The organism is Kribbella pittospori, assembly GCF_004331465.1.
GTDB lineage: Bacteria > Actinomycetota > Actinomycetes > Propionibacteriales > Kribbellaceae > Kribbella > Kribbella pittospori.
In genome coordinates this window covers 1,216,874-1,243,103 of the sequence record NZ_SJKB01000001.1, presented here as the reverse complement: position 1 = coordinate 1,243,103, position 26,230 = coordinate 1,216,874, and the positions used below count along the sequence as shown (strand labels likewise).

Genomic DNA, 26,230 nt, shown 5'->3' with positions numbered 1-26,230 from the left:
AACGTCACACCTCATCGGAGCGGATTCGGGATGTCGAGGTAGACCGACTGAGCATCCAGCGGCGCGACCACCTCGTCGATGCCACGCAGCCGGGTCATCATGTTGGCCTTGCACGGCAGGGTTTCCGCCTCCAGCCAGCGACGAGCCAGCCGGTCACCATCCGGACCGGCAGCCTTCAGCAACGGCAACGCCAGTGTCAGCCGTTCACGCACCACACCGAGCAGCTCCGCCTCCTCCGCTACTCCGTCCACCGCCAGACACCCGACAACCGCCAGCGCCTGGTTGTGCAGCAGGTAGTACGTCAGCCTGTCGTCCACAATGGCGTCCTCGACCACAGCCAGCGTGGAGTCCCGCAGCCCGGTCACCCCGAGCAGTCCACGCAGGTACGACGAAGCCAGGTAGTAGCCCTGGTTGTCGCGGTACGCACCACCCTTGATCCGGCCGGCGCCGTCCGTGCGGACCAGAGTGTTCTGCTGATGGGCCTCCAGGCCGATGCCCGTCTCGGCGTACAGGTGCAGCATCGGGATCAACACGTTGTCGATGTACGACGCCGTCCAGCCGAGCGGATCGTCGGCGGCGTACTCGCTCAGCCGCGCCACCCCGCCTGGTCGTGGCGCGACCAGGCCCGCCAAACATTGATAACTATTGACGTCTCTTGGCACTTCTCGTACAGCAACGTCAAGTCCAGTCAATGTCGGTCCACCCTCGTCAAGAGCAACCCACGCCGGGTCGCGGACGATGGAGAACCGCGGGTGTGCGGTCGCCGTACCGGCGTTGTAGGCCGCATCCAGCAGCCGGTTGATCTCCAGCCCGCGGCGCAGCTCGGTCGCCGTCGACTCGCGTCGAGAGTTGGTGATGCGCAGACCGAGCGACAGCTTCAGCATCACCGACATGTCCGGATGGAAGACGGTCCGCAGGCTCGAGGTCGGGTACCACTCCGGCCCCTGAGCTCCCAGAGCCTTCACCCGACCGGCAGCGATCAGCTCAGCCACCCGCGGCCGGTGCATGGCGGACGCCGCCTGCCACGGATGGGCCGGGATCAGCACCCGGCCGTCCGACGGAGTGATACCGGCCAGCGCGCCCATCAGCTGCACAGCGTCGAGACCCCGCAACGAGGGCGCGCCGGCCACCTGGTCCGACGACACCAGCTCGGCGTCGGCCTCGAACCAGTGCACTGCGAAGCGGCCGCCGAGCTCCGGCGAGTACGCCGCCAGCTCGTCGCCGCTCAATCCGTCCCGGCTCTTCGGCGCCGGGTGATTCAGGTGACCGAACAGCAGCGCCTGCTCGACCTCCAGGAAGCGACCTGGTCCACGCTCACCGTCGGCTTCATCGACGAACCGCGCGACGTTCCGGACCGATTCCGCCGTACGCGCCGCCAGGTCATCGATCTCGGCCGGGTCGGCGTCGGCCGACAACACCCGGACCAGCTCCTCCGGAGCCGGCGGTACGCCGTCCAGCCGTACGTCGGTGAACTGGTGCAACCCGGTCCGAGACGCGTGCTCCACCCGCGCGGTCACCGTCGAGTCACCAACCGCCAGATTCAGCGGACCGACCGCGACCGGCACGGACGTCTCCCGCGTGTAGCACCGCAGGATCGCGTTGAGATGGGCCGCAACAGCCGTTGCGATCGACGACGTCGATGAGGTCGATGGATCGGACGAGTTCGATGAGGTCACGCGGCTCCTTCGCTCTCCGCCAGGACGTCGTGGCCGGTGGCCACGACTTGATCGAGGAGGTCCTCGATGTCCGTCGCGGTGGCATTCGGGTTCAGCAGCGTCAGCTTCAACGCGACCACCGCCGGGCGGCCGCCGCGAGCCGGCAGCGTGGTCCGGCCGATCAGGACCCGCCCGGACGTCAGCAACCGGCGCCGTACCTCACCCTGGAGAGCGTCCGCCGCGGCCGCGTCCAGGCCCTGCCCGGCGACCCGGAACAGCACCGTGGTCAGGGTCACCGGCGCCAGCAACTCGAGGTTGCTGTCGGCAACGACCCGGGCCGCGGCGGCGTGTGCGAGCTCGTGACAGGTGTCGAGCATTGTGCCCAGACCGGGCCGCCCGTATGCCGTCAGTGTGGTCGCGACTTTCACCGCGTCCGGACGGCGGGTGGTCTGCAGACTGCGGCCGAGCAACCCGTCCAGTCCGGAGTCAATGTCGTCGGCCGGATTCAGGTAGTCGACCGAGCGGCCGAACGCCCCGAACCGGTTCCGATCGGCCACCAGCAGCACGCTGGTCGCGGCCGGCTGCCAGCCGATCTTGTGCAGGTCGAGCGTGACCGAGTCAGCGTGCGACAGATCGGCCAGCAGCGGGGCGAGCCGGTCGGAGAACAGCGCCCCGAACCCGTACGCCGCGTCCACGTGCACCCAGGCGCCGTACCGCCGGGCCAGCTCGACGATCGGCGCGATCGGGTCGATCGAGCCGAAGTCCGTCGTACCGGCCGTGGCGATCACGGCGACCGGCGTACGACCCGGCTTGGCCAACTCGTCGGCCAGTACGTCGGTGCGCATCCGGAACTCCTCGTCGGAGCCGATCGTGATCGCCGCCTCCTCACCGAGCCCGAGAGCGGCGCAGGCTCGCTGGACCGAGAAGTGGGCGAGCTCCGAGCAGAACACGACCGGCCGATCGAGTCCCTGTACGCCGTTGCGCCGTACGTCGATCCCGGTCGCGGCGCCGGCACTGTCGCGCGCGATCAGCACGGCCAGCAGGTTCGAGATCGAGCCGCCCGGCGTCAGTACGCCGTCCGCCTGCGGACCGAAGCCGGCCAGGCCGGCCAGCGCCTTCACCACCCACTGCTCGATCGCGAGCGTCGCCGGACCGGAGTCGTAGGTGTCCATCGAGGCGTTGCTCGCGGACGCCAGCGCGTCGGCGTCGACCGCTACCTGCAGCACCGGCGGCTGCAGATGCGCGGCCGCGTGCGGGTGGCTCAGGTCGATCCCGTGCTCGTCGAGCAGCCCAGCGATCAGGTCCAGCGCGGCGGACTCGCCGACCCCGGTCGACGGCACCCGCGGCTCGCCCAGCACCTCGGCGATCCGGCGCAGTACCTCGGCCGGCGATCCGTGCGGGAGCGGCCCTCGGTCACGATCGGACACGGTCGAGGCGAACGGCCACGCGGAGTCGAACGGGTTGCGCACAGGCGAGGGCAACGCGGTCAGACGCGCAGGATGCGGCACCAGATCTCCCGGGGAAAGTTGTCGAGTAAGGCAAGCCTTACTAAGGCAGGCCTAACTTTTGTCCCGCCTCACACACCGTGTCAACTCCGCCACTCAAGGAGTGGGCATCGTCACGGGTTCAGGCCTGGTTCAGCGAGCCGGTCGCAGGGTGAGGGTGAACGAAGGGAGCACTGATCATGTTCGGTTGGCTCAAACCCGGTGTCGTGCTCACGGCGACGGCTCTGCTCGTCGGCTCCACCCCGGCGGTCAGCTCCGCCCATCGACCACCACCGGACCATCACCCGGCGGTCTGCAAGCTGCCGGTCTTCGGTCCCGGTAGCCGGTATCACCCGAAGATCAACCCGCGCGACTTCTCGCCGCACGTGACCAATCCGTGGTTCCCGCTCACACCCGGGCGCACGCTGGTGTCCACCGGCGTCAAGGACGGCGAGAAGGCGCTCGACATCGTCGTCACGACGTCACGCACCAGGCTCGTGGACGGCGTCCGGACCCGGGTCGTCGAGGACCGGTTGTACCTGAACAACGTGCTGACCGAGCGGACCAGCGACTACTACGCCCAGGACCGCTGCGGCAACGTCTGGTACTTCGGCGAGGACACTGCCGAGCTCGACGCCCGCGGCCGGGTCGTCAGCACCGAAGGATCGTTCCACGCCGGCATCGACGGCGCCCAGCCCGGCGTCTTCATGCAGGCCCATCCACAGCTCGGCCGCAAGTTCCGCCAGGAGTGGTACGCGGGCCAGGCCGAGGACGTCTTCTGGGTCGTCGCCCGCAACACAACCGTCAGGGTCCCGCTGGGCACCTTCCACCACGCCCTCAGAACCGCCGAAACCAACGCTCTCGAACCTGACGTCCTGGACAACAAGTACTACGTCCGCGGCATCGGCCAGGTCGCCGAGCTGTCGGTGAAGGGCCCGACGGAGGCCCTACGCCTGGTGGAAATCATCCGCTAGCGTCTGTCAGTCTGCTAGGGCCCAGTGCTTGCCGACGCTCCAGCCGAGCAGGCGGCGTCCGTCCGCACCGACGCGACCGGCGGCGTTGAAACGCTCCCCGGCAACGACCGCCGCCAGTCCGTCAACGGCAGGCGCCAAGCGCCCGCCGAGAGAGCGCAGCCGCCCGACCGCCTGGAGCTGGGTCGCCTGATCGCTGAAGCTGAGGAAGAAGATCCCCTGCCGCCAGGAGTACGCCGCGTTCTTGATCGCCTGGAGCCTGCTCACCCAGTCCGGCGCGGGCTGCAGCAACCGGCGGACAGACCAGGAGAACGCCTGGTCGGCGAGCTCAGGCCCTGCCTCCCGGACCCAGTCCGTCAGCTCGAGTGCATCGACCAGGACGGCCAAGTTCTGCGTCGTCAGGATCTGGCTCTGCTCCAGGACAGCGCCGTTCGCAGCGATGTAGCTGCCGCGGTCCGACCCGCTCCTGGCCTCCTCCGACCGCTGCGTGCAAAGCTCGGCGAAATCCTCCGCGGTGCGCTGACCCCACCGCTTCACCCGGCGGCGTCCCTCCACGGACGGCCAGTCCCGCGGCAGGTCGTAGTACCGGGCGTACAGCGACCCCTCCAGCAGGCGGCTCGCGGTCACCGCAGCGTCCCGCCACTTCTTCGTGAACGTGCCCATGAAGATGTCCGCCGCGACCTCGTCGACCAGCGGCAACTGAAGCCCCGCCTGCGTCGCCAGCGCACCGAACTCACGCATCAGAGGGTTCGGCAGCATCGCCTGCGGGAAAGAGCTGAGCGCGAGCACGGTCGTCTCCCGCAGTGACTGCGCCGCGGACCGCGCGGCCTGCTCACGACGCTCGCGGTACGGCGACACCGCCGCGACCCAGGGCAGATCCTCGAACCGCACCTGATGCTCGAGGTTGAGCAGCAGCAGGCTGCGGCGCCGCCGGAACGCCGCATAGGTCCGCGCGTACGTCGAGGCGAGCGCAGCGTCCGCGATGTTGGCGGCGATCAACTGCGAAGTGACTTGCGGCAGAACCTGAGCCAGCACCTCCCCCGACGTGATCACGCCCCGCTCGACCAGCTCGCCGACCGGAGCCTCCAGAGCACGCGCCGCCTTCGCCACGAGATGCGGCGGCATCGGCCAGCCTGGTGGCGCGACCGACACTTCATCTTCCGTGACGTCGGCCTCGATCGGGTCGAGCGAAGGCAGGCCACCGTCGCCCGGGTACCTGTCCAGGCGTGCGCTCAGCACCCTCGCCAGCGCGGCGTACGTCGGTCGGCCGGCGACCACCGCCTGCGTACTGCGCAGAGCCGCGCGGGCCTCGGATCCGGGCGCACCGTGTGCGGAGATGGTGTTCGCCAGCGCCCGCCGGATCCAGCCAACCTCGCGCCCGGTCAGGCCAGAGCTGTCCTCGGCGCAGCGCTCAAGCGCGAGACGGAGCCGGGCGAAGTTGCTCTTCGGGTGGCAATGAGCCTCCGACAGTCGATGGACGTCGGTCGCGGACCGGTAGTCCGACAGCCACTGCCGGCGCCGCTCGGCCCAGTCCGCCGGCCACACCCGGCACGGCCAGTCACCAACGATGGAGGGATCATTGCGCAACTCGGGCAGTACGCCGTCGACGGTGTCGCACCAGAGCTCGACCAGCCTGTCGTACAAGGGGTTCCAGACGCGCAGAGTCTCGAGCATGGCGGCGATCGCCGGCCGCACTGTTGCCTGCCGCAACGAATCGCGGACGTCGGCGACCGGCTTCAACCTGACCACGGCACCGGACGGCGCGGACGTCGGCTCGAAGCGCGGAATGAACCGGAGCCGGTGCATCAGCGGACGCAGCTCGGCCACCAGGTCGAGCGCCTGCGCCGCGTGGTCGTGCTCGAGCAGCCAGCCGACAACCAGCAGCGCCGATTCCTCCGGTACGTCGACCCGGTACCGGCCGGTGCGCAGCGCCTGACGCGACTCGGCGAGTCCTTCGGCGCCGAGGTACCAGAGATTCAGTCGCTCCCGATCGGTCTGCCCGGGGGCGTCGCCAGGCAGCTCCCGCAGTCGTTCGAGCTCGTCGGCGGACAGCGGCGCCTCGGCCAGGAAGCGTCCCGTCGCGAAGCCACCGTGCGCGACCTCCAGCGTCTCCCAGGCCGGCGTGTCCGCGACCGGTGTCCGGGAGCCGACCGTGAGACGGCCTGTCGCGATGCCGTCCAGCACGGACCGCCAGGTCTCGGCCCGTGCGACCGGGCGCGCCGGCCGGCGTTCGACATGGAGGCAGGACTCGGGCCTGCGCCCTCCCGGTAAGCAGCCGGGTGATCTACCCCTGATCCACTCCATGCAGTGCGCCACAATAGCCACACCGGACGGCCCCCGACGACCCGTTTCCGCCGCCCTGTGGACAACTCCATGCAACCAGGCGGCCCCCGCGCGCATCTAACCCAGCCAAAGGGGGGTGGGTGGATGAACTTCACCACGCTGCGGCGGTATCTGGTCCGCGTGCTGGGGGTGCTGCTGGTGGTCGTCGGCGCGGGGTTGTGGATCGCCGGGATCGGGCCGGGCAAGACGATCACCGTGATCGGCGGCTTCGTCGTACTGCTGTTCGGCGATACGGTCCGGTCGTGGTACCTCGGACAGGCGATCCCACTGATGCGGTTCGCCATGAGAAGCTTCAATGCCGAGCGGTACGACGACGCCGCGGACGAGGCCGCTGAGTGCGTCCAGCACCTGCGGAAGCTGGGGTTCGCACGACCCGCCGACCTCAAGCGTCTGGCACCGGCACTCTCACTGCAGTGGATGGCACTGTGGAAGCTGGACCGGGACGACGAGGCGCGCATCATCGCCGAGGAGCTCGTCGCCGTGTACCGGGTCGTCGGCCAGAACTACTACGAACGCTTCTACCTCGCCGACGCAATGGAGCGGCTGGAGACCAGCCTCAGCGTGCTCCCGGCAGACCGGGTCGGCACCGGAGCCGACGAGCTGATGCTGGTCCGCGCGGAGCTCGCTGACGAGGCGAACCAGAAGCACGCCAGGGCGCTCACCCTCGTCGCTGAGCGGCATACGGACCTGCGGGAGTACAACGCGGCTCTGCCACTGCTCGAGCAGGCGGTCGGCGTCCTCCGGCCGCTGGCAGCCGTACACCCCGGCAGGCGCCCGGCACTCGTGAAGGCGCTGACCGCACTGGGCCATTGCCTGACGGATCTCGGCGACCACAGACTGGCTCGGCCCGCCTACGCGGAAGCAGTGGACGTGGCGCGGACACTCGACTCGACGAAGCCCCTCGAGTTGGCCAGCCTCCTGCTCGACCTGGCCGCCAGTCTCCGGGAGCTGCAGCAGTACGACGACGCCGTACAGTCTGGCGAAGCCGCAGTCGAGATCCTGCGAGCCGGTCTCCGCTCCAAGGACGCCAACGACAAGGCCAAGGAGCGGCTCGCCTCGGCGGTCGGCCTCGTGGGCGACGACCTGAGCAACCTGCACCGTCTCGAGGACGCTCTGGCCGCGTACCGCGAGGCAGTGGACGTCGTCCGCACCGCGAAGCACCGCCAGTCGCGAGCAGCGGCCGACGCTCTGGAGCCGCTCATCCGGACCTTGCGGGCACTGGGCCGTAACGACGAAGCGCGGCCGTTCGAGGATGACCTCGCTGAGCTTCAGAAGGCGTTGCGGCCCAGGAAGGTCTATGTGTTGCGAGTCCCGGCGGAGGGTTAGGCCCCGTAGGGGTTACGGGTCAGGACGAAGGTGGCGACGGTGAGGTGGGTGATGCGGGAGCCGTCTCGGTGGACGCGGAGCGTTTCGCCGGCCAGGTAGCCGTCGCGGCCTTGGTAGAGGTCGCCGCCCAGCGGTGACAGCCGCGTGGTCAGCCCGCCGGTCAGGGTGAGGATTCCGGCCGAGACGGAGATCGTCAGCGGGGTGTTGCCCCAGTACCAGTGTCCCAGCAGGTCATCGCCCTGGGTGAGCGATGGCTCGGGCACCCACTCCTGCGGCAGGACCGGCTCGTGGGTGACGAGGATGCGCACGAGGTCCGGTGGCAGGGACGCGACACGCCCGTACGTCGCGTTGCCCAACGTCACCGCACCCACGCGGCGGGTCCGGTCGACGAAGAGCCCGGCGAGGAAGCCTGGCATCGAGCCGGTGTGCCCGATGAACAGATACGGATCGTCGGCGATCAGCCGGAGACCCAAGCCATAGGAAGCGGTCAACTTCTCGCGTGGGTCGGAGGCCGCGGGCGACGCCATCTCCTCGACCGTGTCGCGGCTGAGGATCTCGTGCACAGGGTCGATCCAGAACATCGCGTACTTCGCCAGGTCCTCGATCGTGCTCCACAACTGCCCGGCCGGCGCCATCGCCCCGGAGTCGTGCGCAGGCTCCTCCAGCAGCCGCCCACTGAACGGATGCACCGAGAACCCCTGAGCGGCGGGGCCAGACGGGAAGTACGACGTACGCCGCATCTCCAACGGATCGAGGATGCGGGACTGCACCAGCTCGAGCCAGGTCTCGCCGCGCAATCGCGCCACGATCTCACCGAGCAACGCGTAGCCAAGGTTCGAGTAGTGATGCCGGCGATCGGCCGGCCCGACCGCCTGCGACTCGTCCATCGCTGCCGTCAGCTGATCGAACGAGACCCCCGGATTGCGTTCCCACCAAGGCCCTTCCGGCTCGGCGTTCATCCCACCCGAGTGCGCGAGCAGATGCCGCACCGTCCGGTCCCCGAACGCGACCCCCGGCAAATGCTTGCCCACAGCATCGTTCAACGCCAGCAGCCCGTCATCCCGGCACTGCATCACCAGAACCGCCGTCAACGTCTTGGTAACAGACCCAATCCGGTACTGCACATCCGGGCCGGGTAACTCACCGTCCGCCGTAGCGAACCGCCCGCGCGACCCGGTCCACACCAGAGAACCATCCCGGACCACGCCGGCATTGACGGACGGCAACCTCCATTCGCTCTGCGCAGCGGCGATCTCGGCGTACAGAGCGTCGGCGGTGACAGGACGAACTGAAGTCACTCAAAGGCCTCCGGGGCGGGGCAGGAGCAGATGAGGTTTCGGTCGCCGTAGGCGCCGTCTATGCGGCGGACAGGGGGCCAGTACTTGGAGGTGCGGTCCACCGAGCGGGGGAACGCGGCCTCTTCGCGGGTGTAGGGGTGCTCCCACTTGTCGTTGATGACGGACTCGGCGGTGTGGGGCGAGTTCACCAGCGGGTTGTCGGCGGCCGGCCACTCCCCCGCGGCGACGCGGTCGATCTCGTGCCGGATCGCGATCATCGCGTCGCAGAAGCGGTCGAGTTCGCCGAGGTCCTCGGACTCGGTCGGCTCCACCATCAGTGTGCCCGCGACCGGGAAGGACATGGTCGGCGCGTGGAAGCCGTAGTCGATCAGCCGCTTCGCGACGTCGTCGACGCTGATCCCGGTCTCCTTGGTCATCGGCCGCAGATCCAGGATGCACTCGTGCGCGACCAGGCCGTTCTCGCCGGTGTAGAGCACCGGGAAGGCACCCTCGAGCCGCTTCGCCACATAGTTCGCCGTCAGTACGGCGGCCTTGGTCGCGGCGGTCAGGCCCTCCGCGCCCATCATCCGGATGTACGCCCACGAGATCGCCAGCACGCCGGCCGAACCGAACGGCGCCGCGCTGATCGGGCCGACGCCGGACTCCGGACCGGCCTCGTCCAGCAGCGGGTGGTTCGGCAGGTACGGCGCCAGGTGCGCGGCCACGGCCACCGGGCCGACACCCGGACCACCACCGCCGTGCGGGATGCAGAAGGTCTTGTGCAGGTTCAGGTGGCTGACGTCGCCGCCGAACTCACCGGGCTTCGCGAGACCGAGGAGCGCGTTCAGGTTCGCGCCGTCGACGTACACCTGGCCGCCGTGGTCGTGAACGATCTGGCAGACCTCGCGGACGCTCTCCTCGTAGACCCCGTGCGTCGACGGGTACGTGATCATGATCGCCGCAAGCTTCGACGCGTGCTCGGACGCCTTCGCCCGCAGGTCGTCCAGGTCGATCGTGCCATCGCCGTTGCCCTTGACAACGACCACCTTCATGCCGGCCATCACCGCGGAGGCGGCGTTGGTGCCGTGCGCGCTGGCCGGGATCAGGCAGACGTTGCGGTCGTGATCGCCCTGCGCGCGGTGGTAACCACGGATCGCCAGCAGACCGGCCAGCTCACCCTGGGACCCGGCGTTCGGCTGGATCGAGACCTTCGCGTAGCCGGTGACCTCGGCCAGCCAGCGCTCCAGCTGATTGATGAGCTTCACGTACCCGGCCGCGTCCTCGATCGGCGCGAACGGGTGCAGATCGGCGAACTCCGGCCAGGTGACCGGCTCCATCTCGGTGGTCGCGTTCAGCTTCATCGTGCACGAGCCGAGCGGGATCATGCCGCGGTCGAGCGCGTAGTCGTAGTCGGACAGCTTGCGCAGGTACCGCAGCATCGCCGTCTCGGACCGATGCGTGTTGAACACCGGGTGCGTCAAGTACTCCGACGTACGGCGGACCGCCTCTGGCAGACCGGCTGCCTCGGCGGAACCGTCGTACCCGACGCCGAAGGACACGCACACCCGGGTCAGCGCGGCGACGTCAGTCTTCTCGTCGCAGGAGATGCCGACGTGATCCGCGTCGACGAGGCGCAGCCAGATCCCGTTCTGCCGGGCGGCATCGACGACGTCGGCGGCGCGACCGGGAACACGCGCGAGCACGGTGTCGAAGAAGTTGCCGTGAACAACCTCCACACCACCGGCGCGCAGCGACGCGGCCAGCTTGCCCGCGTACTCGTGGACACGGTCGGCGATCGCCTTCAGGCCGTCCGGCCCGTGGTAGACGGCGTACATCGACGCGACCACGGCGAGCAGGACCTGCGCCGTACAGATGTTGGACGTCGCCTTCTCGCGACGGATGTGCTGCTCGCGCGTCTGCAGCGCCAGCCGGTACGCCGGTGCGCCGTCGGCGTCAACGGAGACGCCGACCAGGCGACCGGGCAACGACCGCTCGAGACCGGTCCGGACGGACATGAAGCCGGCGTGCGGACCGCCGTAGAACAGCGGTACGCCGAAGCGCTGGGACGAGCCGATCACGATGTCGGCGCCGGCCTCACCCGGTGCCTCGAGCAACGTCAGCGCGAGCAGATCGGAGGCAACCGCGACCAGCGTCTCGCGCTCGTGCGCAGCGGCGACCAGCGGCTTCAGATCGCGAACCACACCGCCGGCGCCCGGGTACTGCACCAGGAAGCCGAAGAAGTCGCCTTCCGGCAGACCGTCGATGGTGTCGGCGACAACGACCTCGATACCGAGGGCCTCGGCGCGGGTCCGCACCACGGCGATGGTCTGGTCGAAGCAGTCCGCGTCCACGAGGAAGCGGTCGGACTTGCTCTTCTTGTTCGACCGGTGTGCCAGCGTCATCGCCTCGGCGGCCGCGGTGCCCTCGTCCAGCAGCGACGCGTTCGCGGTCGGCAGGCCGGTCAGGTCGGACACCACGGTCTGGAAGTTCAGCAGCGCCTCGAGCCGGCCCTGCGAGATCTCCGGCTGGTACGGCGTGTACGCGGTGTACCAGGCCGGGTTCTCGACCAGGCGCCGGACGATCACCGACGGCGTGAAGGTGCCGTAGTACCCCTGGCCGATCATCGAGGTGGCCACGGTGTTGCGGGCGGCGAGCTGGCGGAGCTCGGTCAGCGCGTCGACCTCGGAGGCCGGTTCGGGCAGCCGGAGCGCCTCGGTGGACCGGATCGACTCCGGTACGGCGGCGTCCACGAGCGCGTCGACATCGTCGTACCCGAGCAGCTGCACCATCCGGGCGACCTCGTCCGGCCGTGGTCCGATGTGCCGGTCGGCGAACGCCGCAGAGATCTGGGGTGAGTTGTTCATCAAGAGGCTCCGTTGCTGACAGTGCTTCCGGTCGCCTCCCCCTCTGTCACCCGCGCCGCAGTCACGCAACGCACGCTCCAGAGTCGCCTGTGACACTCGGTCCATGGGCCTGAGAGGTTCCGGGGAGGAATTGCCCCTTCGGCGCCCGATCGCACGGGTCTCTCCCGAGTGCTGTGAACGGCTGTCCCGAGGCTACCAGGAATTGGCGGACAGTTCGGGCAGCAGTCGCCGTGCGACCGCCCGGGTCCGCATCGACGCCGGATCCGGTCGCTGAGAGCAGACAGCGCGAATACCGATTGTTTTGGTGATGTATCACTATTAGGGTTGATGAAATGACGCAGAACGCCGAGGAGTACGCCCCCAGTCCGTCCGCGTTCATCCGGGGCGAGGTCGACAAGGTCACCGCGGCCGGGACCACCGATGTGGTCGACGTGCGCGGCCTGAAGGTGGTGCTGCTGACCACGCGCGGTGCCAGGTCGGGCAAGCTCCGCAAGGTCCCGTTGATGCGGGTCGAGCACGAGGGTACGTACGTCGCAGTCGGCTCCAACAGCGGCGACTCGAAGCATCCGGTCTGGCTCTACAACCTGAGGGCCGACCCCAACGTCACCGTGCAGGACGGCGAGACCGTCAAGGAGTACCGGGCCCGCGAGGTCGAGGGCGCGGAGTACGCGGAATGGTGGGATCGGGTTGTCGACGCGTTCCCGGGGTACGCCGAGTACCGGACCATGACAGACCGCACGATCCCCGTCGTCGTTCTCGAGCCGGTCGAACCCGCGTAAGGCCGAACCTGCGGCGCGGGCTGACCGGCCCAGGATGGATGAAGGTGTCAGCCGGTCATGCGGGCGCGGCGGCGGGCCGCGAGTTCATCACTCGCGTGCTGATCGCCGTCCTCATGACCGTCGGCCCGCTCGGTGGGCAGCTCTGAGAGGGAGCCCTCGACCTCGCGCCAGACACCGCCGAGGGCGATGCCGAACACTCCCTGGCCGCCGGCCAGCAGGTCGATCACCTCGTCCGGCGAGGTGCACATGTAGACCGAGGCGCCGTCGCTCATCAGCGTGATCTGGGTCAGGTCGTCGATGCCGCGCTTGCTCAGGTGGGCGATCGCGGTCCGGATCTGCTGCAGCGAGATCCCGGCGTCGAGCAGCCGCTTGATCACCTTCAGCAACAGGACGTCCCGGAAGCCGTACAACCGCTGCGTCCCGGAACCGGTCGCCGGGCGCACGGACGGGGAGACCAGGCCGGTGCGGGCCCAGTAGTCGAGCTGACGGTAGGTGATCCCGGCCGCGTGGCACGCCGTCGGTCCGCGGAACCCGACATCCTCCGGCATCGGTCGCAGGTCGTCGTCGAAGAGCAGGCCCTGGACGCCGGCGGTAGCGGCCGCCTCGGCGCGTGCTTCGGACGTCGACTGCGCCGTCAGATCCGTGTCGCCGGTGCGTGTCACGCCTGAGCCTCCCTGGGTACCGACTGGAACGGGTCACTTCCGTGGAGTGACAACACCCCACGACTCCTTCAAGGTAAGCCGCCGACCAGGGAGGGTCAACGACAACCGCACCGAGCCGTGAGCGTGTCGCGGTTGCCGCTCGAATCGTTACCTACCTGGTCTTGTACCACGCGGGTCAAAACCAGCCCGGTCCTCAGCTCTTGTCGAAGTCCTCCGGAGTCACCTGGTCGAGGAACTCACGGAACCGCTCGACCTCCTCTTCCTCCTCCACCTCGTCGGTGTTCGTCGTCTCACTGTCCGGAACCGGGATGCCCGCCTCGGCCAGGATCTCCTCGGTGCAGAACACCGGTGTCCCGGTGCGCAGCGCCAGCGCGATCGAGTCCGACGGCCGGGCCGAGATCTCGGTCTTGTCGTCGAACACCAGGATCGCCTCGAACACACCGTCGGTCAGATTCACGATCCGGACCTGACTGAGCGTGTGACCGAGCACCCGCAGGGTCTCGGCGAACAGATCGTGCGTCAGCGGCCGCGGCGGCTCCATGCCCTGCTGGGCGAAGGCGATCGCACTGGCCTCGGCCGCGCCGATCCAGATCGGCAGGTACCGCTCTCCGCCGACCTCCCGGAGCAGCACGATCGGCTGACTCGAGGGCATCTCAACCCGGACTCCGACCACGTCGACTTCGCGCACACCTTCAGCCTACTCCGCGGGGCAGCCCCGGGCAGTCCCCGGCGGGTGCCGTGGACGGTGGGCTCAGTGTGGTAGGCGGGAGCGGACCAGGGCCGCATGCAACCGGACCGCCAGCGCCGCGAGTTCGCCGGTCTGTTCGGTACGGCGGGGGCCGGTGACCTGCTCGATCAGGCCGGCCTCGCGATCGGCCGCCGTACGGAACAGGCGCAGGTGCCGGGGCTCGATCCCGTAACCGGCCAGTTCACCGGCCAGCTTGGCGACCAGGATCGCGTCGCCGTCGTAGTGGTTGCCGCGGGCCACCACCAGCCCGTGGCTCTCGACCTGGTCGAGCAGCTCGGCGGAGATGCCCGCGGCGGCACGCAGTTCGTCCCGGGTCAGCTTCAGCTCGATGCCCGCGGCACCGAAATCCTCGGCGACCGGCAGACCGGGCGTCTCCGGCAACGAACCCGGCGCGACCGGCGGACCACCGGCTGCCGGGCGCAGGCCGCGGTCGATCGCGCCGAGATGTTCCTTGATCACCTTCAGTGGCAGGTACTGGTCGCGTTGCGCGGTCAGCACGTAGCGCAGTCGCTCGACGTCGGCCGAGCTGAACTTCCGGTAACCCGAGGCGGTCCGGGCCGGCGTCACCAGTCCCTCGGCCTCGAGGAACCGGATCTTCGAGATGGTAACGTCGGCGAACTCGGCCCGCAGGAGCTGCAGCACCTCCCCGATGCCGCGGCCTTCGGCGGACGATTCAGGCTTGGCCACTGGCGTAGTACACCAAGCGGTACTTGCCGATCTGGACCTCGTCGCCGTTGGTGAGCTGGACCTCGTCGATCCGGTCGCGGTTCACGTAGGTGCCGTTCAGGCTGCCCACGTCGCGCACCTTGACGCCGTACGGGTCCCGGCGGAACTCCGCGTGCCGGCGGGACACGGTCACGTCGTCGAGGAAGATGTCGCTGTCCGGGTGCCGGCCGGCGGTGACCACGTCGACGTCGAGCAGGAACCGGCTGCCCGCGTTCGGACCGCGCTGGACGATCAGCAGGGCGGAGCCGGCCGGCAGTGCGCCGACCGCGGCCTCGTCCTCGAGCGACAGCGGCTCGCCGGCCCGCTCGGGCTCCGGCTCGGCGCCGATCGGGGTCAGCATCGCGGTGTCGGTGACACCGGGGGTCGGCGGCGTCGCCGGGGCTGCCGCCGGGCGATCCGCGCCAGGAAGCATCGCTCCGCACTGCGAACAGAACCGGCTGCCCTCGGAGTTCTCGTGCCCGCACTGGTTGCAGAACGGCATGCTGTGATCCTCCCGATCGCCGGCGGTCCGGCGACGTTTTCGTAGACCCCGTATGAACAAGTGTGGACGCAGAATCGCGGACCTCAACCCTCGACCAGCGGTTGAGGTCCGGCCAACCTATCAGGAGCCGGCAAGCCGGCTCCGGTCAACTCGGGTCGAGCTGGCCCTGGTAGGTCTCCGCGTCCATCAGCGCCTCGACCTCGGCGGTGTCCTCGACGTCGATGTCGAGCAGCCAGCCCTCGCCGTACGGGTCGCTGTTGACGAGGTCGGGCTGGTCGGCGAGCGACTCGTTGACCGCGGTCACCGTGCCGTTCACCGGGGCGAACAGATCGCTGACACTCTTGGTCGACTCGAGCTCGCCACAGGCGTCACCGGCCCGTACTGCGCTGCCCACCTCGGGCAGCTGCACGTACACGATGTCACCGAGCGCGTCCTGCGCGAAGTCGGTGATGCCGACCCGCACCGGGCCGTCGCCGTCGGCCTTCACCCATTCGTGCTCGGCCGTGTACTTCAGGTCTTCGGGATACACCTTCGTTCCTCTTTCGCTCGAACAGCTACTTGGTCGGGCTGGGCGCCGGGCGAGCGTAGCGATGCTCCTCCGGGGCGTGCAAGGCGGTGATCTGGACCTGCGGAAGCTCGGTCACCTCGGCCGTTCCACCCACCTGCGGACCGGTCACCTCGCTGACCAGGCCGCCGGGGAAGTTGGCCGCCTCGGCCAGGTTGTGCGACTCCCCGATCGCCTCGATCACGTACGGCGAGTCCAGCTTCTGACCGTCGATCCGGATGCCCGGGGCGTCGTCGACGAAGTCCGTGCTCGCGACGACCCGGGCGGCGCCGTTGATCTGGATCGCCTCTGCGCCGGCGTCGCGCAGCTCCTCGATCGCGTCCAGCAGGTTGCTCGACGTCATCTTCGACTCGGGGTCGTTCAGCGTGATGCGGACGCCCGGGCCCTGGGCTGGCAGCGTGCCGGCCAGGATGCCGAGCGTGCGCACCTGCGCCTCGGCCTGCTCGCGGGCGGTCTGGGCCTTGTCCGCACTCGAGGACAGCGAGTTCTTCCGCTCCTCCAGCTCGGCGATCTCGCTCTCCAGCCGGCGGGTGTTCTGGCCCAGGCCGTCCAGGATCGCGATCAGGTCCTCGCGGCGGGCGTTCTGGTAACCGTCGTCGGCGCGGTTGACCCGGACCTGGACGACGGCCACACAGGCGACCAGCGCCAGTACGACGGCGACGATCGCCTGGCCGCGGGACGGCTTGAACCCGGTCCGCAGCCGGCGCAGCGCCAGGTTCGGCGTCCGGGGCTTGGGTTTGGCCTGCGGCATCGGCGTCGGCTCGTCCGGATGCGGCTGCTCGACCGAGTCCGGCTTGCTGGTGTCGGGGGTGTCGTCACTCATGTCAGGCCCGGAAGATGTGCCGCCGGATCGCGGCCATGTTGGTGAAGATGCGGATGCCCAGGACGACGACCACGCCGGTGGACAGCTGGGAGCCGACGCCGAGCTGGTCGCCGAGGTAGACGATCAGCGCCGCGATCAGCACGTTGGACACGAACGACACGACGAACACCTTGTCGTCGAAGATCCCGTCCAGGAACGCGCGCAGCGCCCCGAAGACGGCGTCGAGCGCGGCCACCACCGCGATCGGCAGGTAGGGCTGGGCCCACTCCGGGACATCGGGCGCGACCAGCAGGCCGATCACCACACCGATCACCAGTCCGAGTACGGCGATCATCTCGGTCCACTCACCTTCGCGTATCGCAGCGCGATGGTCGCATCGGCCGGCACCAGCAAGGAGTCCTCCGTCGTGATCGTCATCCGGACATCGAAGTTGCTGACCAGGTACTGCACCCACTGGCCGCCCGAGCTCTGCGAGAACCGGGCCGGCATGGTCGTGGTGTCCCCGATCGCGAGCACGGTGTACGGCGGGGTGAGCGAGCTGTAGTCGACCGTGATCGCGCTCCCGGCGCCGCGGATCGCGGTCATCGAGGTGAGCCGGTGACCGTTGACCGAGATCGCCTCCGCGCCCGAGGTCCACAGTCCGTTGACCAGCTGCTGCAGGTCGACGTCGAGCAGCCGGCCCTCCTTGTCGGCGTCCTTCGCGTCGTCGATGACCGCCTTGATCCCCGGCCCGGTGGCCGAGATCGCGCCGGTCTGCAGCTCGAGGGCGTCCAGCTGCTGCTGCAGCACCGCGCCCGAGCTCGTGTTGCTCAGTCCGCTGGCCTGCAACCGGCGTACCTCGTCGGCCAGCTGCGACTGCCGGGTGCGCAGGCCGTTCAGCTGGGTGTCGGCCTGGTTGATCCGGGTGATCAGCTCTTTGCGCTGCTTCTCCGCCTCGGGCGCGCTGCGGTAGTTCTGCGAGGCGGCGACCGCGAGCAGGAACCCGAGCACGAGCAACGCCACCACCAGCATCACGCGGTGCCGGGTCTTCGCCGGGCGCCCGTCCTGTTTCGGGCGGGTCCTGGCGGCGACGGCGTACCCCTCGTCGAGCGGGTGGGCCATGAGGTTGTTCAGCAACGACATCGACGCGTCGACGCGCCGCGGCTTGGGTGGGCCATCCTTCGGTGGCGCAGTCTGGGACACAGGTCTACCCGGCCGGGTCGTTGATCGGTTTCACCGTCTGGACGAGGTGGCGGAGCTGGGCGAAGTACAGTGCACCGGCCCAGTAGTACAGCCCGGTCCCCCAGATCGCGAACGCCCAGCCGAAGACCCGGGCGAGCAGGTTGAGGGTGCTGTCACCGTCGCCGAGCAGGAGCAGCGGGAACGCGTACAGCAGGCAGAAGGTGGCCGACTTGCCGAGGAAGTGCACCGGCAGCGCGTTGAAGCCGCGGCGGTGCAGCGCCGGCAGGGTGAAGAGGAGCAGCAGGTCGCGCAGCGGCAGCGCGATCGCCAGCCACCACGGGATGATGTCGCGCAGTGCCAGGCCGATCACGGTGGCGAAGATGTAGAGCCGGTCCGCGACCGGGTCGAGCATCTGCCCGAGCCGGCTGGTCTGGTTCATCCGCCGGGCGATCTGGCCGTCGGCCCAGTCGGTGAACCCGGACACGGCCAGCACCAGCAGGGCCCAGCCGTCCTCCTGCGGCCCGAGGATCAGCCACAGGAACAGCGGCACCCCCAGCAACCGGAGGAAGCTGAGCGCGTTCGGGATCGTGAGTACCCGATCGGACACTTCCACATCCGGCACGCGACCCCTCCCTCTCACCCTGGATACCGGTCGTAACTGTACTTGGGCGGCCGGACAGGTTTACGCCCGGCCATCCCGGGGCAGGCCCGGCCATCCCCATTGATACCGATCCCCTGATACCAGAACGCGCCGCCGCCGATCCCGCTACGCCCGCTGCAAACCAGTGACCCGATCGATACTCAAGGGTGATGCTTAGCCTCGATCCGTGGATCCTGGCCGCCGCGCAGCGCGCCAGGATCCACGGATCGAGGCTTAGCCTGGAGAACGGGAGAGGTGCGGATGAAGTTCCTGGTGTTGATCTACGGCAATCCGGAGTCGCGCAAGGTCTGGGACGCGCTGAGCGACGAACAGAAGAAGGAAGGGATGGCCGGGTACGCCGCCTTGCACGAGGCGCTCGCGGCCCGGGGAGAGCTGATCGCGTCGGAGTCGCTGGACGACCCTGCCACCACCAAGCAGGTGCTCATCCGCGACGGTCTCCCGATGACCACCGACGGCCCGTTCGCCGAGGTCAAGGAGCAGTTGGCCGGGTTCTACCTGCTCGACTGCGACTCCCTGGACCGCGCCGTGGAGATCGTCGGGCAGATCCCGGAGGCGCCGTTCAGCATCGTCGAAGTACGGCCGGTCCGCGATCTGTCGGCGTACACCTGATGCCGATCGAGGAGCTGCTGCGCGAGCAAGCACCTCAGGTCCTGAGCGCGCTGGTCCGCAGGTACGGCGACTTCGACGCGTGCGAGGACGCGGTCCAGGAGGCGCTGCTGGCCGCGTCGCTGCAGTGGCCGGGCGACGGCGTACCGGACAACCCGCGCAGCTGGCTGATCACGGTCGCGTCGCGGCGGCGGATCGAGGTACTGCGCAGCGAGGCGGCTCGGCAGCGGCGCGAAGAGACCGTGGCGTTGGAGACTCCCCCGGACCCGGATCCCGCGCCATCGGTCGACGACTCTTTGACGCTGCTGATGCTGTGCTGTCACCCGGCGCTGACGCCCCAGTCGCAGATCGCGCTCACTCTGCGTGCGGTCGGCGGCCTCACCACCGGCGAGATTGCCAGAGCATTTCTGGTGCCGGAGGCAACGATCGGGCAGCGGATCAGCCGCGCCAAGGCGAAGCTGCAAGATGCCCGGTTCGCGCTCCCGCCGGCGGCCGAGCAGCCCGAGCGACTGGCCGCCGTACTGCACGTGCTGTATCTGATCTTCAACGAGGGGTACACCGCGTCGTCCGGCTCGTCGCTGCACCGGGTCGAGTTGAGCACCGAGGCGATCCGGTTGACCCGGCAGCTTCGCGAGCAGTTGCCGGACGAGGGCGAGGTCGCCGGACTGCTGGCGCTGATGCTGCTCACGGATGCACGCCGGCCGGCCCGTACGACGGCCGACGGTGCGCTGGTGCCGTTGCCGGAGCAGGACCGCTCGTTGTGGGACGCCGGCGCGATCGCCGAAGGCACTGCGCTGATCGCCTCGACCCTGCGCACCGCACCGGTCGGTCCGTACCAGTTGCAAGCTGCGATAGCGGCGGTGCACGACGAGGCGAAGCGCGCCGAGGACACCGACTGGCGCGAGATCCTGATGCTGTTCGAACTGCTCGAGACGATGGCGCCCGGCCCGATGATCACTCTGAACCGGATCGTCGCCGTCGCCATGGTGCACGGTCCCGCGGCCGGGCTCGCACTGCTCGACGACGCCGACCCCGCGTTGCGGGACCATCACCGGCTGGCCGCCGTACGCGCGCACCTGCTCGAGCTGTCCGGTGACCGGTCCGCTGCGCGGGAGGCGTACCAGGAGGCTGCGCGGCTGACACAAAGCGTTCCCGAGCAGCTCTACCTTCAGGGCCGCGCCGACGCGCTCTAAGGTGCGAGCGGACGGCCCCAGCTCAGCTGGGCGACCACCTGCAACTCCAGTACGCCGTCCTTCGCGTACGGCGTGACTGCCTGCTCGATCGCGGTGTCGAACTCGACAGCCTCCTCCTCGGACATCAGGTCCCGAGCGAGTGACGAGGTCGAGTGGAACTGCTCGATGTAGTCGGCAACGCGCTGCGGGAAGGTGATCGGCGTTGTCCGCACCGTGCCCGTCGGCTCGAGCAGCCCGCGCTCCTGGATCGCGTCGACCACGCTGTACGCCGGGTTGTAGCTCTGGTTGCGCGAATGACGCTTGATGCTGGCCGCGACGCCGTCCCACCACGGCATGTCGACTGGGCCGTGCTCAATGATGACGAGCTGCGCGTTCGGTGTCAGGTGCGGGACGATCCGGGCGAACGTCTCCTCCCACGGCATCCAGTGGATGCTCGCGCCTGCGGTGACCAGTGCGTACGGGCCGTGCAGCTCGGCGTTCTCGATGCCGCTCACCTGCCAGCGCAGGTTGGGGTGGTCACCGCCCGGCCGGTTGCGGCCCGCGTCGACCATCGCCGGGGAGATGTCGATCGCGTCGACCCGCTCGACCGTCGGCGCCAACGGCCGCGCGAGCGCTCCCTCGCCGGCGCCGATGTCGAGCACCGTCCTCGGCTCGTCGGTGATCAGCGCCACGAGCCGGTCGAACACTTCGTCCGGGTACGGCGGGCGATGCTGATATGCCTCTGCCACTGCCTCGTGCTGGAACGTTCCCGCCAGGTCGCTCATGCCGACAGCCTCGCACGGACCTCGTCCATCGCCCGGTCGGTCGACCAGCGGGCCAGCTCCGGCCAGGTGTGGTCGCGGCGCAGCGCCTGGATCACGCGGGTGCCGACGAAGTACCCGATGCGCTTCGGGAAGTTGGTCTGTCCGCTCATGGTGAGGTAGCGACCGGTGACGGCGTCGTCCTCGGAGTCGAGGTCCGCCAGGATCGCCGCCTCGGCCTCCTGCCGCCGGCTCTCACAGTCGGCGAGCCAGTCGTCGTACCCGGGTCCGAACCAGAGGTGCTCGGCGAGGTTGTACTGAGGGAACAGGTCCGCGGTCAGTGCGGTGGCGAAGCCCTCGCTGTAGATCGACTGACCGAGCGGTCCGTCGCCGGGCCAGGGGTTCTCCGGCAGTGGGAGCTGCAGAGCATGGGCGATCTCGTGGGCCGCGAGGATCCCGGCCGATCGCTCGTCCGGGATCAGCTCGACCGCCAGGTACAGCGTGCCCTTGTCGACCCAGCCGTTCGACGTGCCCAGTCCGACCATCGCGACGCCGTGGATGTCGACGTGCTCCGCTTCCAGGACGGGTACGACGCGTGCGGCGGCCTCCTCGATCCAGCGGGTGGCGTGTGGTGCGTTGGCGCGGATGCGGCCTTCGAGCTCGGGGTAGGCCGCCAGGGCCTTCTCCAGGCGCTCAGGCTCGAGGGTGCGGCCCGTGCGGGTGAAGTCGTTGAGCACTTCCGGGTGCTGGCCGGCGTACTCGTCCCACTGTCTGTTCGGGTCGGTCCAGAACTCCAGGAAGGCAGGCACGAGGTCCCGGACGACGAGTGTCATTCACTCCCCCACACGGTCGCGTTCTGGGCGAAGTACTCCGGCTCGCTGTGCACCGGGATCACGCAGAGCAGATGCCCACCGGGCGCCCGCAGCGTGTGACAGCCCTGCCAGCTTGATACCTCGACGGCACCGAGCCCGGTCAGCCGCGCGACCTCCGCGGCGACGTCGTCGGTCTCGATGTCCAGGTGGTACCGCGGCGCGTCGTCGATCGACTGGATCGCCAGCACGTACCCGGGCACGCCGTCGTGCAACGACGTGAACTGCGGCTCTCCGGGCGGCGACGAGGTCCGCACCCCGAGCGCCTGCGACCAGAACCCGACCGCCGCGGGCACCTCGTCCTGGTGCACATCGATCAAGAACGTCGACACCCTGCTCCTGTGCATGCGGACAAACCTAACCGCGGCGCAGTCCGGAGACGCACGGAATATCCGGGCCGGGCCGGAGGTTGTCGGCGTTCACCGCTGCCGGCCGATCGGAAGGACCTTCATGCGTGCGCTTGCCTTCAGGACCAACGGTGGACCCGAGGTCTTCGAGGAGATCGATCGTCCGGTCCCCGAAGCCGGCGCCGGGCAGGTGCTGATCCAGGTGGCGTACGCGGGCGTGAACTTCGCGGAGGTGCAGCACCGCCGGGGTGAGTTCGGTGCGCCCGATGGACCTGACGGGTACGACGTACCGGGCCTGGAGGTCTCGGGCACGGTCGTCAGCGTCGGAACCGGCGGTCTCTCCGAAGGTGACGAGGTCGCGGCGTACCTGCCCGGGTTCGGCGGTTATGCAGAGTACGCCGTCGCCGAGGCCACCTTCGTCCGGCCGATCGGCGGCGTACCGGCGGCGATGGCGGCCGGACTGCCGTGCGTCTTCCCGACGGCGTACGGCGTACTCCACGACGCCGGCCGGTTGCGTGCGGGCGAGACGGTGCTGATCCACGCGGCAGCCGGCGGTGTCGGCTCGGCCGCGACCAGGATCGCGCGCACGCTGGGCGCGGAGCGGGTCTTCGGCACGGTCGGCTCGGCGGACAAGCTCGTGCTCGCCGGATCGCTCGGGTACGACGCCGTGTTCACCCGCGACGACTTCGCCGGACAGGTGCTCGAAGCCACCGACGGCCGCGGCGCCGATCTGGTGCTGGACCCGGTCGGCGGCCCGGTTCGCAAGGCGAGCCTGGAAGCACTCGCTCCGTTCGGCCGAGTCGTGGTGTACGGCGACCTCGGCCGGTACGAGGACTGGACCGCTGACGTCTGGGACCTGTGGAAGACCAACAAGACCATCGCCGGCTTCAACATCGGCGATCTTGCCCGGCGCTCTCCCGCCACCATCGGTGACTATCTGGCGGACGCCCTGAGCGCACTCGAGTCCGGCGGGCTGACGCTGCCGGATCCCCGAGTCGAGCCGCTGGCCGCCGCATCCGCCGTTCATCAGCAGTTGGAGGCAGCCACCACCTCTGGCAAGACGGTCCTCCGGGTGGCCTGAGTCCTCAGTCGTAGGTGGCTTGGGCTTGCCAGGTGGTTCGGTGCAGGGTGAAGAGCCAGGCTCGGGTGTCGGCGGTCTGGAACTGGAAGCGGGCCTGGCGGGACTCGGTGCTGGGGTCCCACCAGCGTTCGTGGGTCAGCCAGGGGCCGGCCCAGGCGGTGATCGGATGCAGCTTGTTGCTGTCAGCAACTTGCGGGGCCGGGTCCAGGCGGAAGGCGATGGGTGCGCCGGAGAGGGCGCCGCGGGCGCTGACCGAGACCTCGCTGCCGTCCTCGGCGTACACCTTCGCCCGCAGCGGCGCGGGGAAGATTGTGGTGGGCGCGAGCGTCGGCCAGCGGGCCGGGTCGACGGAACTGATCGCGCCCGGCCACGGCTGGTCCGGCGGATGAGTCGGCACCGGGCGGTCGCCCCACGGGACCAGGGTCTGTCGCTCCGCGAATCCCCGCCCGCCGCCGATCACCACCGACGCGACGGCACCATGGCCGAGCATGCTCTGCACCCGGGACAGTGCTCGGTGGATCCGCTCGTCCGGCCCGCCACCCCACAGTCCGTCGACATGGGCACCGACCGGATCCGCCTGATCGGGGACCAGCCGCAGCCGCACGACGGGTGAGGTCAGCTCGCTGGTCGCCGTACCGCTCCCTTGCAACTGCCAGCGGACCCGGTCCACCACGTCGGCCGCGGAGAACCAGCGCGGATGCAGCCACTCCCGCTCGTGGATCCGGCCGGACTCGGTGCCGACCTCGACCCGGAGCGTCGTACACACCAGGCCGAGCTCGGTCAGCCGGGCGATCAGCTCGTCGGCGACCGAGCGGACCGCGAAGGCGACCTGGTCGACCCGGTCCACGGCCGGCTCGAAGTCGAGCGTGCGGGTGAGCTCGGGCGGGATCTCCCGGGCCACCACCGGACGATCGTCGGACCCACGGGCCAGCCGGTGGGCGAAGGCGCCCTCGGGACCGAACCGGGTCAGCACCTCGGTGCCGGAAAGCTGCGCGAACGCACCCAGCGACCGCAGCCCGAGCCGGCGGAGCAGGTCCGTGAGCTGCGGTTGCTCGAGTACGTCGACGGTGAGCGGCGCGAGGAACTCCGGCGACCCGCCGGGCGGGACCACCAGGACCCGCGTCCGCGCCGAGCTCGCCCGGGCCGCCTGCTCGGCCGCGAACGGGCCGTCGGCGATCCCGACCCGGCCGCCCAGGACCTCGAAGGTCTCGAGCCGGTCGAGCAGCTTCTCCGCGGCCGCGGACTCACCGCCGTAGAACCGGGTCGGGCCGCGCGCCTTCAACGCGCACATGCCTGGGCGGATCACCTGGATGCCGGGCGTGATCGCCTCCAGGCAGCTGATCACCGGGTCGAACGCCCGGGCGTCGATCACCGGGTCGTACTTCAGTACGACGAGCTCCGGGCAGCGTGACTGCGCGTCCCGGGCGCGCAGACCGCGGCGTACTCCTCCGGCCCGCGCGGCGGCGGAGGTGGCGAGGACCTTGCCCTTCTCGAGGATGGCGATCGGCTCGTCCGGGGAACGGCCGGCGGCCACAGCAGCCGCGGTCACCGGCCAGTCCGGCACCCAGATCACCAACGTGCGCGTCAGCCCCCCACCCATCAGCCCACCACCAACAGCACGTGGCCACACGTCAAGCCACCGCTTCCTGGCGTGCGGGGCAGCCCAGGATCGTCCATCAGCCCACCGCCTCTTCCGGCCAGGCGGTCTCTGTCGGCCAGGCGGTCTCTGTCGGCCAGGTGGTCTCTTCCGGCCAGCCTGGGGCTTCCTGGGCGGGGTCGACCGGGCGGATGGTGCCGTCCGGGGCGGGGAGCCAGAGCTGGTGCCGCCTCGGGCCACCGACGACTCTGCGGCCGCTCACCACGACGGTCGCCTGCCGGGCCGAGAGCAGTCCTTCGCCGTCACCCAGGCCGGTCCAGGCGTTGCTCTCCACCTCCAGCCGGGCCTCGCTCCCCGGCCAGGAACCGACCGAGATCAGCGTCGCCTTCCGGGTCCGCAGGCGGGCGGCGAGCCGGGACGCCTCCCCCGGTGTCACCTCGCCGGGCGGCCGGACGACGACCACGGTCAAGGCGTCGACCAGCGCTGCGACGATGTTGAGCCAGTCCTGCCCGGCGTCCGGAACCAGCACCAGGCGCTCCAGGTCGACCCCGAGCCCTCGCGCCGCCTCCGCGCCGAACGACGGCATCCCGACCACTCCGCACCAGGCACCCTCGGCGGACGGACCGGCCATCATCGCCATCACCAGGGCGGACGAAGTACTCACGGAGTAGACCGCCCCGCTGCGCAGGCCGGCCCCGGGCAGAAGCTCGGCGACAGCAGGCAGCGTAGGCAACTGCCGATCCACCTCGCCGGCGTCCAACGCCTGCTGCACCCGCCGCATCCGCTCCGCCGAAGGCACAAACCGAGCAGGCTCGGTGGAGGAACTTGAGTGGGACGAGGAGAAGCGGGCGGGGGTGGGGTCGGGCAGGGCGGGGTGAGCAGGCTCCGCGGACGAACCGGAGTGGGACGAGGAGAAGCGGGCGGAGTGGGATGGGACGCCGGAGGGGGTGGGGTCGGAGGAGTCGCCGGGCAGGGCGCGGTGAGCAGGGTCGGTGGGAGGGGCGAGGTGGGCGAGGTCGCCGCTGGAGGTGGGGCGTGCGGGGCCGGCGGGGGTGAGGTGGGTGGTGGGGGCGAGGTCGGGGTCTGGGGGGTGGGATTGGGCGGCTTTTTGGGCTTTGGCTCGGGTGAGGAGTTGGCGGGCGTGGTCGAGCGCCGTGACCTTCTGGCCCGGCTTCTGCTCGATCGCGCTGACCCCCGTCATAGACCTATGTTCGAACACCTGTTCGATCATGTCAATGCGGCTGTCCACAGCCCTCGCGACAGCTAGTGTC

25 protein-coding genes, 1 tRNA gene and 1 riboswitch are annotated in these 26,230 nt (G+C 69.6%); of the genes, 6 read left to right on the top strand and 20 right to left on the bottom strand.

Going from position 1 to position 26,230, the window contains the following annotated elements:
* Positions 1-11: 11 nt before the first annotated feature.
* Both E0H73_RS05695 and E0H73_RS05690 read right to left on the bottom strand, forming a co-directional pair.
* Positions 12-1,676, bottom strand: coding sequence for an IucA/IucC family protein (locus E0H73_RS05695; RefSeq protein WP_131352176.1), 1,665 nt, complete (start codon positions 1,674-1,676; stop codon positions 12-14).
* On the bottom strand, positions 1,673-3,163 hold the full coding sequence (locus tag E0H73_RS05690; protein ID WP_131352173.1) for a pyridoxal phosphate-dependent decarboxylase family protein: 1,491 nt from the start codon (positions 3,161-3,163) through the stop codon (positions 1,673-1,675). Before E0H73_RS05690 ends, E0H73_RS05695 begins: the two co-directional genes overlap by 4 nt.
* A 176-nt stretch (positions 3,164-3,339) precedes the next feature.
* Between E0H73_RS05690 and E0H73_RS05685 the strand changes: the two genes are divergently transcribed.
* Positions 3,340-4,113, top strand: a complete 774-nt coding sequence (locus E0H73_RS05685; protein WP_131352170.1) for a hypothetical protein — start codon at positions 3,340-3,342, stop codon at positions 4,111-4,113.
* A 6-nt stretch (positions 4,114-4,119) separates the two neighbouring features.
* On the opposite strand, the gene E0H73_RS05680 is transcribed toward E0H73_RS05685, so the two are convergent.
* Entirely contained in the window at positions 4,120-6,294 is a 2,175-nt protein-coding gene (locus tag E0H73_RS05680; RefSeq protein ID WP_131352167.1) for a hypothetical protein, read from the bottom strand.
* A gap of 49 nt (positions 6,295-6,343) precedes the next feature.
* Positions 6,344-6,415, bottom strand: a tRNA-Ser gene (locus tag E0H73_RS05675).
* A gap of 122 nt (positions 6,416-6,537) precedes the next feature.
* On the opposite strand from E0H73_RS05675, the gene E0H73_RS05670 reads away from it, so the two are divergent.
* Positions 6,538-7,779: a tetratricopeptide repeat protein gene (locus E0H73_RS05670; protein ID WP_165555495.1), complete on the top strand. Its 1,242-nt coding sequence runs from the start codon at positions 6,538-6,540 to the stop codon at positions 7,777-7,779.
* On the opposite strand, the gene E0H73_RS05665 is transcribed toward E0H73_RS05670, so the two are convergent.
* Positions 7,776-9,077 carry a serine hydrolase domain-containing protein gene (locus E0H73_RS05665; protein ID WP_131352160.1) on the bottom strand — a complete coding sequence of 434 codons (1,302 nt, stop codon included), beginning with the start codon at positions 9,075-9,077 and terminating at the stop codon, positions 7,776-7,778. The two genes, E0H73_RS05670 and E0H73_RS05665, sit on opposite strands and share 4 nt — an antisense overlap.
* Positions 9,074-11,920, bottom strand: a complete 2,847-nt coding sequence (gcvP, locus tag E0H73_RS05660) for an aminomethyl-transferring glycine dehydrogenase (RefSeq protein ID WP_131352157.1) — start codon at positions 11,918-11,920, stop codon at positions 9,074-9,076. The genes E0H73_RS05665 and gcvP overlap by 4 nt, the downstream gene beginning before the upstream one ends.
* Before the next feature lie 87 nt (positions 11,921-12,007).
* Positions 12,008-12,097: riboswitch (glycine riboswitch) on the bottom strand.
* Positions 12,098-12,252: 155 nt separating this feature from the next.
* On the opposite strand from gcvP, the gene E0H73_RS05655 reads away from it, so the two are divergent.
* Positions 12,253-12,699 carry a nitroreductase family deazaflavin-dependent oxidoreductase gene (locus E0H73_RS05655; RefSeq protein ID WP_131352154.1) on the top strand — a complete coding sequence of 149 codons (447 nt, stop codon included), beginning with the start codon at positions 12,253-12,255 and terminating at the stop codon, positions 12,697-12,699.
* A 47-nt stretch (positions 12,700-12,746) separates the two neighbouring features.
* Here the strand turns inward: E0H73_RS05655 and E0H73_RS05650 are convergent, their stop codons facing one another.
* The 9 genes from E0H73_RS05650 to clsA all read right to left on the bottom strand — a co-directional run bounded on the left by E0H73_RS05650 (position 12,747) and on the right by clsA (position 18,487).
* Entirely contained in the window at positions 12,747-13,361 is a 615-nt protein-coding gene (locus tag E0H73_RS05650) for a MerR family transcriptional regulator (RefSeq protein WP_131352151.1), read from the bottom strand.
* A 193-nt stretch (positions 13,362-13,554) separates the two neighbouring features.
* Positions 13,555-14,049, bottom strand: coding sequence for a bifunctional nuclease family protein (locus tag E0H73_RS05645; protein ID WP_131352148.1), 495 nt, complete (start codon positions 14,047-14,049; stop codon positions 13,555-13,557).
* A 63-nt stretch (positions 14,050-14,112) separates the two neighbouring features.
* Entirely contained in the window at positions 14,113-14,796 is a 684-nt protein-coding gene (gene ftsR / locus E0H73_RS05640; RefSeq protein WP_131352145.1) for a transcriptional regulator FtsR, read from the bottom strand.
* Positions 14,783-15,316, bottom strand: coding sequence for an FHA domain-containing protein (locus E0H73_RS05635; RefSeq protein WP_131352142.1), 534 nt, complete (start codon positions 15,314-15,316; stop codon positions 14,783-14,785). Before E0H73_RS05635 ends, ftsR begins: the two co-directional genes overlap by 14 nt.
* 145 nt (positions 15,317-15,461) lie before the next feature.
* Positions 15,462-15,845: a glycine cleavage system protein GcvH gene (gene gcvH, locus E0H73_RS05630; protein WP_131352139.1), complete on the bottom strand. Its 384-nt coding sequence runs from the start codon at positions 15,843-15,845 to the stop codon at positions 15,462-15,464.
* 25 nt (positions 15,846-15,870) lie between these two features.
* On the bottom strand, positions 15,871-16,704 hold the full coding sequence (locus E0H73_RS05625; protein WP_238163822.1) for a DUF881 domain-containing protein: 834 nt from the start codon (positions 16,702-16,704) through the stop codon (positions 15,871-15,873).
* 1 nt (position 16,705) lies between these two features.
* Positions 16,706-17,038, bottom strand: coding sequence for a small basic family protein (locus E0H73_RS05620; protein ID WP_131352136.1), 333 nt, complete (start codon positions 17,036-17,038; stop codon positions 16,706-16,708).
* Positions 17,035-17,886 (bottom strand): DUF881 domain-containing protein, encoded by an 852-nt coding sequence (locus E0H73_RS05615; protein ID WP_238163821.1) that lies wholly within the window; start codon positions 17,884-17,886, stop codon positions 17,035-17,037. Before E0H73_RS05615 ends, E0H73_RS05620 begins: the two co-directional genes overlap by 4 nt.
* A gap of 4 nt (positions 17,887-17,890) precedes the next feature.
* Positions 17,891-18,487 carry a cardiolipin synthase ClsA gene (gene clsA / locus E0H73_RS05610; RefSeq protein ID WP_131352133.1) on the bottom strand — a complete coding sequence of 199 codons (597 nt, stop codon included), beginning with the start codon at positions 18,485-18,487 and terminating at the stop codon, positions 17,891-17,893.
* Positions 18,488-18,766: 279 nt separating this feature from the next.
* On the opposite strand from clsA, the gene E0H73_RS05605 reads away from it, so the two are divergent.
* Positions 18,767-19,135, top strand: coding sequence for a YciI family protein (locus tag E0H73_RS05605; protein ID WP_131352130.1), 369 nt, complete (start codon positions 18,767-18,769; stop codon positions 19,133-19,135).
* Positions 19,135-20,325 carry an RNA polymerase sigma factor gene (locus E0H73_RS05600; protein WP_131352127.1) on the top strand — a complete coding sequence of 397 codons (1,191 nt, stop codon included), beginning with the start codon at positions 19,135-19,137 and terminating at the stop codon, positions 20,323-20,325. The genes E0H73_RS05605 and E0H73_RS05600 overlap by 1 nt, the downstream gene beginning before the upstream one ends.
* Here E0H73_RS05600 and E0H73_RS05595 read toward each other — a convergent pair.
* Genes E0H73_RS05595 through E0H73_RS05585 form a run of 3 tightly spaced genes read right to left on the bottom strand, consistent with a single transcriptional unit; the run spans position 20,322 to position 22,281 of the window.
* Positions 20,322-21,089, bottom strand: a complete 768-nt coding sequence (locus E0H73_RS05595; protein ID WP_131352124.1) for a class I SAM-dependent methyltransferase — start codon at positions 21,087-21,089, stop codon at positions 20,322-20,324. The two genes, E0H73_RS05600 and E0H73_RS05595, sit on opposite strands and share 4 nt — an antisense overlap.
* Positions 21,086-21,898 carry a hypothetical protein gene (locus E0H73_RS05590; RefSeq protein WP_131352121.1) on the bottom strand — a complete coding sequence of 271 codons (813 nt, stop codon included), beginning with the start codon at positions 21,896-21,898 and terminating at the stop codon, positions 21,086-21,088. The genes E0H73_RS05595 and E0H73_RS05590 overlap by 4 nt, the downstream gene beginning before the upstream one ends.
* On the bottom strand, positions 21,895-22,281 hold the full coding sequence (locus E0H73_RS05585) for a VOC family protein (protein WP_131352118.1): 387 nt from the start codon (positions 22,279-22,281) through the stop codon (positions 21,895-21,897). The genes E0H73_RS05590 and E0H73_RS05585 overlap by 4 nt, the downstream gene beginning before the upstream one ends.
* A gap of 103 nt (positions 22,282-22,384) precedes the next feature.
* Here E0H73_RS05585 and E0H73_RS05580 point away from each other — a divergent pair, with 103 nt between their 5' ends.
* Positions 22,385-23,362, top strand: coding sequence for a quinone oxidoreductase family protein (locus E0H73_RS05580; RefSeq protein ID WP_131352115.1), 978 nt, complete (start codon positions 22,385-22,387; stop codon positions 23,360-23,362).
* A gap of 4 nt (positions 23,363-23,366) precedes the next feature.
* Here the strand turns inward: E0H73_RS05580 and E0H73_RS05575 are convergent, their stop codons facing one another.
* Together E0H73_RS05575 and E0H73_RS47055 are read right to left on the bottom strand one after the other, a co-directional pair.
* Entirely contained in the window at positions 23,367-24,962 is a 1,596-nt protein-coding gene (locus E0H73_RS05575) for a DNA polymerase Y family protein (RefSeq protein WP_165555494.1), read from the bottom strand.
* A 76-nt stretch (positions 24,963-25,038) separates the two neighbouring features.
* Positions 25,039-26,160, bottom strand: coding sequence for a hypothetical protein (locus E0H73_RS47055; protein WP_238163820.1), 1,122 nt, complete (start codon positions 26,158-26,160; stop codon positions 25,039-25,041).
* Positions 26,161-26,230 lie beyond the last annotated feature (70 nt).